The organism is Microbacterium sp. MRS-1, assembly GCF_000585455.1.
GTDB classification, from domain to species: Bacteria; Actinomycetota; Actinomycetes; order Actinomycetales; family Microbacteriaceae; genus Microbacterium; species Microbacterium laevaniformans.
Map to the genome: position 1 here is coordinate 1 of NZ_JAUF01000076.1, position 5,455 is coordinate 5,455.

Below are 5,455 nucleotides of genomic sequence, written 5' to 3' on the forward strand. Positions count from 1 at the left end.
CATTCTCCCGCGCAACTCGCGGCGGCTGGCCACCCCGCACCTTCTTGATCAACACGCCCTAGTGGATGGGCGCGGTCAGACCTGCTGGCCGACGTTCCAGAAGAAGTTGATGAGGGTGACCGACGCACCGCACAGGATCGCGGCGCCGCAGGAGACGAGCACGCCGACCTTGCCGCGTGAGGCGAGATGGGGGTTCGAGCTGTTCGCGCCGAAGCCCCACACGATCGCGCTGACGATCAAGGCCAGGACGCTGAGGATCAGACCGACCGTCATCACGGCGCCGACAATCGTGCGCAACTGGGCGATCCCAGGAAGCCCGCTGTCGTTCGGGTTGATGTCGATGTTCATCGGCGCGAGCGCCGCCGGGACGGCGGTGAGGAAATCGGTGGCGAGGTCGAACACGATGGGGCTCCTGACGGGACGAACCCGCACCCACGGGCACGGGAGACGAATGGGATCGCCCAGCAGGTGCACCGCTCTGCCCTCGGCGGCCGAGCGGGGGCGAAGTTCAGAGCTGTTCGCCGATGCCGATCAGCCAGTTCATCCACGCGACGCCGCCACCGGCCAGTGCCGCGGCGCCGACGGCGACGAGCACGCCCGTGCGTGCTTTGGTCGCTGCGGCATGGTTGCCGTTCGCGGACGACACGGCCCAGATGATCGCGCAGACGATGAGCATGAGCACGGCGATCACCAGGACGAAGGTCAGCAGGCCACCGACGACCTCGCGCAGGTCGCCGATGCCCGACAGGCCCTCGAAGTCGGGGAACACGTCCATGCGCGATCAGCTCCGCATCGCCTGGATCGAGTCGTCGCCGGCCTGGTCCGGTTCGTCCTCGGTGTCCGGTGAGGGCGCGCACGAGCCGACCGGGGCGCCGATCTCGGCTTCGGGCAGGTCGGCGGCGTCGTGGGCGTTGAGCCACGCGGCGGCGTCCACCGCGTCTTCGTGGGTGCCGCCTGGGCGCACTTCGAAGTGCAGATGCGGGCCGGTGGAGTTCCCGGAGCTGCCGACATCGCCGATGTGCTGCCCGGCGGTCACCCGGTCGCCGGGCTGGACGTGGATGCCGGACTGCCACATGTGGGCGTACGCGGTCGCCACCGTCGCCCCGTCGATCTGATGCTCGATGACGATCAGTCCGCCATACCCGCCGGAGAACTCCGCGATCGTGACGACCCCCTCCGCTGCGGCGACGATCGGGGTGCTATCAGGCGCGGCGAAGTCGGTGCCGGTGTGGAATGAGGGCTCGCCCGTGATCGGGTGGATGCGTGGCCCGAACCCGCTGGTGAGCACCCAGGTGCCCTCCGGGAGTGGAAACACGACACGCGATGTCTCCGCCATGGAGCCGACCGGGGTTGTCTCGTCAGCACCCCCTGCCGCGGCACTGCCGGTGGTCAGGGCGGTGAGGATGGTCTCGGCGACGGGTTCGTAGTTGCGGTAGCGATCCGGGAAGGCGCTCACCTCGACCGATTGGGCGGCTTCGCCCTTGTCCATCTGCTCCCACCCGGGGATGTCCAGCAGTCCGCGCGGCGAGGGATAGTTCGGACCGCTCGGCCCACCGAAGAACGCCCGAGCCTGATACGTCGAGTCCATCAGCTCGGCGACCGTGCCCCATCCGGACTGCGGGCGCATCTGGAACAGGCCGAGCGAGTCGTGATCTGATCCGTTCCCATCGTTCGGGTAGTCGCCGGACTCGGGATAGGTGCCGGTGTTGGCGAGCATCCGCAGCGTGGACTCGGTGAGCGCAGCCATGAGCGCGATCTGGATGCCGTCGCGGGTGACGCCGTCGATCTGCGACCCGGTCTCGATGATCGTCGCCGCATGCGTGAGTTGGGTGCGGTTCAGCGTGAACGTCTCCCCGTTCGCGGTCGTCACACGCAGCGACTCGGGGATCGCGCCGACGATGAGCCCGGCTCCGGGGACGGTGCAGGCGGCGGAGACCGCGGGGTTCATCAGCACGCCGACGCCGATGAGCCCGAGCGAGGGGCCGAGAAGGACGGCGGCGAGACCCGCGGCGGCGAGCTTCTTCAACATTCCGGATCACCGCAGCGGGTTGTCGAGTTCGGACAGCCGGAGCAGATGACAGGTGTCGTAAGACGGCGGGCAGACGAGGAACACGGTGAACGACACCGCATGCTCGGAATCGACCGGGGTCCCGTTCCAGATGCCGGTGCGGTGCCGGGTGCCCTCGATCGTGATCGCGGTCGTTCCCGCAGCCAGCTGTCCCGACGACTGCGCTTGGGCCTCCGCCCACGCTTCCGGGACGTAGGCGTCCTCGATCGTTAGGGACTGTGCAGTCGCATACTCGCGCAGCTGGAGCCATGCTTCTCGTGTCGGCAGATACGCGGCGACGTCGGAGGCGAGGCCTGCCTGCTCCTCGCCGGTCGGATCGCCGACCTCGAGGATCACGCTCGTGTAGTCCAGCGGCACCAGACCCGCGGCGGTGTCCCACGTGAACAGAGCCTGCGACACGGCTCGAGCGAAGGCCTCCGGGTCTCGAGAGGCCGCGATCGATGACAAGGAAGGAGTCGGGTTCGGCGCGGGGGCGGTCGAGGCCGTGGGGCCGCCGGTCGGTGGCTGCACGGGCGACGCCCCGTCGGGTTCTCTTGGTCCGATAATCAGCCCGTAGACGCCGACACCGGCCAGCACGAGCACGAGCACGGCAGCGACTGCGATGACGACGATCTTGCGGCGGGCGCCGGGCGTGGAGAAGTCTCGGGTCTTCATACCCGTGAGGTGCGCCCGCGCTCCCGCAGACACGTCTCACGATGCCCACTTGACGCGGCCTCAGAGCACGCGCAGGTGCCGTTGCTGCCCGAGCTCGGTGTCCTCGGAGTCGAGAGCAGCTCTGGCGGTGCGCAAGTCATCGGCGAACCGTGCCGTCCCGGCGGCGGCTGCGAGGAAGGAGTCGACCTGCTCATCGGTGAGCACTGCCGCGAGCTCGGCGGCGTCGTAGTGCGTCCACCAGTCGGCGAGCTCACCCCAGGTTTGCACGAATGCGCGCGTGGGGAACCGTACGGTCACATCCTCCTCTGAACCGGGCGTACGCGGCGGCTGGGCTCCCTTCTTTGCTGCGGCCGCTCGCTGAACTGACTCGACTCCGAGCCGTCGCATCTCGGCGCTGCGCGCTTCCTCCTCGTCGGCGCGAGTGCGTGCGTAGAGAGGATGCACGGCAGCGCCCCGCTTGAGCTGTTCCACATCGGCCGTGGCCTGGGCGCGCACATGGTCGGGCTGGGACGGATCGGCAGCGAGGTCCCGCAGGTAGTTGATCTTCTCGTGCGTCTTGTAGGAAACCCCGCCGGGGATCATCGCTGCGGCCTGCTCGCGAGCGTCGCCGGTCGCGGTCGACGGTTCCGGAAATTTTCCGGCACCGTCATGTCCCGGTTGATGCTCGCTGCTGAACTGGGTCGATGCCTTGCGGCGGGCAGCGTCTTCCGCCATCAGCCTCTTCAGTTCCCGGTACAGGCCGGCGGCCTCGAGCTTGGTCAGCGGCTTGTGGAGCGTGTTCTCATCCTGCTCAGCGAGAAGCTGCCCTAGCTGGTCGGAGATCCCGGAACGAATCCACACGTTCACCGTCGTCCAACCGAGCTTCTTGATCGCCGCGAGACGGCGCGCGCCGCACACGAGCACGCCGTCCGGGGTAATCGTGATCGGCTGCAGCAGGCCCTCACGGTCGATGGAGCCGGCCAGTTCATCGATGTCGCCCAGGTCGGTGCGGTGACGGTGCCCAACAAGGATCGAGTCGACAGCACGCCGCAGCTCGATCCCGCCCCCCTTCTGCATCTTCACGATGTTTCGCCCCTGGTGCGGCGTCGACCGTGGATCGGAGCGGCGAGAGAGATCGTGAGAACGAGGTCATCATCGCGCAGAAGCATCTCCGGCGGCTCCTCGAGCAGCAGCCGCAGCAACACGCCTCTACCTGCCGATGTTGCCGCGTATGCCGGATTTGGATTGCCCAGAAGGGCACGAAGCAACGCCGTCCAAGAGGACTGCGGCAGATCCAGCAGCGCGAGCGAATGCCTGTCCCGACGCAGGTTCTCATAGGCGGCCTGCCGAGTGCCCGCCCGCATCAGCGCTGTACAGACATGCTCCACGGCCGCCCGTGCGACATCGGCCGGCCAGTCCAAAGACGAGACCAGGTCGATCGCGTCTTCAACGGCTTTCCCTGCTTTCCCCGCCCTCTCCACAGCTACTTCGCCAGGCTCATCTTCCTCCGCGGCTTGAGGATCGGGAATCTGGAACGCGGGGTGATAGTCCGACAGGGGCGTTTCCCGGTCGGAGAACCGCTCTGGGTCGTGGAACACCGAGATGTGCGGGCGGCGCGCCTGATGCACCGAGCACATCAGCCCCTGCGCTCGTTCCTCGAAGATGCACGTCACCTGCACGCCCTTGGTGACGTATGCCCACGGGTCGTCGGCCTCGCGGGCGCCCTTCCTGCGCATCTCTTCGAACGCCGCCGTCGCTGCCTCCCACGGGTCGAGTCCGTGACGGCGCGCGAGGGGCACGTACTTGCGGGCGGTGTGTTCCATCAGCGCGGCGGCGACCGGATCGTGCTGCCATGCCCCTCGGCCTTCTTCATGCAGGCGTTGCAGCAGCGCCCGCAGCCCTTCGCTGGTCGTGAAGTCCTCGCCGCCGGTCTGTGGGGCGTTCGCGTGCGATGTCGTGGTCATGGTCTAGGCACCTCCTGGCAGGCAGGTGCGCATCCGCTCCCCAGATGAGGTGCGCACAGCTGCATTCCGGAAGGGGCTCATGACCACTCACCCGCTCAGCTCGCCCCGACCGCCGAGCGCGCCGGCCCCGACCGCGCGGTGCCGCGGCCGAATGCGTACAGCGGCGGCAGCCGCTTCGCCCGCTCACCCAGCGACCTCACCCCGTCGAGCGCCTTCTGCCGTGTACGCAACGCCATCGCGGCTTGGAAGTCGATGCCGCGCCCGGCCATCTGCGCGCCCTGCCGGGCCATCAGATCGGTCGGCCGCACCCACTCCACCCCGCGAGCACGCACGTGCGGGTCGAGAGCTCGCTCCGGAGAAGAGCCCCCGGCGACCTTCGCCGCCTCGATCGCTTCTGGCGTCTGCGACCGATCTACGATCTCGTCCTGCGCGATCTCGTCTGGCGTCGCCACCAAGGCGTCGTCTGGCTGCTTGTACGCCTCGGGGGTGGGAGCTGTCGGATCGGACTCCCGAGCTTCCGATCCGGATAGGCCCGGTCGCTCGTGCGCCTCCAGGAAACGGTCGGGCCCGTCAGGCTCATGCACATCGTGGTCGTTCATCGCTACTGCTCCTTCGTGTTGTCGTTCGTGCTCGTGGGTGAGTCGGGGCCATCGGCCAGGTGCCCAGCGGCGAACCACCGGCCGACCGTCGACGCATGCACTCCGAGCTCACGGGCGATCCGCTTGTTAGATGTACTTCCCCGGGAGGTTGTGAACGGGTGAGGTAGGCGAAGACCTCCGGGCAGGATGTG

Annotated in this window: 6 protein-coding genes and 1 pseudogene; all 7 read right to left on the bottom strand. The window is 68.1% G+C overall.

The features are described from left to right. Window positions 1-75 precede the first annotated feature (75 nt). The 7 genes and pseudogenes from AS96_RS12055 to AS96_RS12085 all read right to left on the bottom strand — a co-directional run bounded on the left by AS96_RS12055 (window position 76) and on the right by AS96_RS12085 (window position 5,264). Window positions 76-348 (bottom strand): DUF6112 family protein, encoded by a 273-nt coding sequence (locus AS96_RS12055; protein ID WP_051498868.1) that lies wholly within the window; start codon window positions 346-348, stop codon window positions 76-78. A 160-nt stretch (window positions 349-508) separates the two neighbouring features. Continuing rightward, window positions 509-775, bottom strand: coding sequence for a DUF6112 family protein (locus AS96_RS12060; protein ID WP_036290117.1), 267 nt, complete (start codon window positions 773-775; stop codon window positions 509-511). A 30-nt stretch (window positions 776-805) separates the two neighbouring features. Then, window positions 806-2,029, bottom strand: a pseudogene (locus tag AS96_RS12065) (M23 family metallopeptidase); the annotation flags it as partial. A 6-nt stretch (window positions 2,030-2,035) separates the two neighbouring features. After that, the gene (locus AS96_RS12070; RefSeq protein WP_036290119.1) at window positions 2,036-2,722 is read right to left on the bottom strand and encodes a hypothetical protein; all 687 of its coding nucleotides are present in this window, start codon (window positions 2,720-2,722) and stop codon (window positions 2,036-2,038) included. A 60-nt stretch (window positions 2,723-2,782) separates the two neighbouring features. Further along, window positions 2,783-3,778: a ParB N-terminal domain-containing protein gene (locus AS96_RS12075; protein WP_036290129.1), complete on the bottom strand. Its 996-nt coding sequence runs from the start codon at window positions 3,776-3,778 to the stop codon at window positions 2,783-2,785. 2 nt (window positions 3,779-3,780) lie between these two features. Further along, window positions 3,781-4,665: a hypothetical protein gene (locus tag AS96_RS12080; protein WP_036290122.1), complete on the bottom strand. Its 885-nt coding sequence runs from the start codon at window positions 4,663-4,665 to the stop codon at window positions 3,781-3,783. 95 nt (window positions 4,666-4,760) lie between these two features. Beyond that, the gene (locus AS96_RS12085) at window positions 4,761-5,264 is read right to left on the bottom strand and encodes a hypothetical protein (protein WP_231477257.1); all 504 of its coding nucleotides are present in this window, start codon (window positions 5,262-5,264) and stop codon (window positions 4,761-4,763) included. Window positions 5,265-5,455 lie beyond the last annotated feature (191 nt).

What these genes read in the sequence shown, in the direction of transcription:
- AS96_RS12085 (WP_231477257.1), bottom strand. Translation starts at nt 5,264, where the DNA reads ATGAACGACCACGATGTGCATGAGCCTGACGGGCCCGACCGTTTCCTG.
- AS96_RS12070 (WP_036290119.1), bottom strand. Translation starts at nt 2,722, where the DNA reads ATGAAGACCCGAGACTTCTCCACGCCCGGCGCCCGCCGCAAGATCGTC.
- AS96_RS12080 (WP_036290122.1), bottom strand. Translation starts at nt 4,665, where the DNA reads ATGACCACGACATCGCACGCGAACGCCCCACAGACCGGCGGCGAGGAC.
- AS96_RS12060 (WP_036290117.1), bottom strand. Translation starts at nt 775, where the DNA reads ATGGACGTGTTCCCCGACTTCGAGGGCCTGTCGGGCATCGGCGACCTG.
- AS96_RS12055 (WP_051498868.1), bottom strand. Translation starts at nt 348, where the DNA reads ATGAACATCGACATCAACCCGAACGACAGCGGGCTTCCTGGGATCGCC.
- AS96_RS12075 (WP_036290129.1), bottom strand. Translation starts at nt 3,778, where the DNA reads ATGCAGAAGGGGGGCGGGATCGAGCTGCGGCGTGCTGTCGACTCGATC.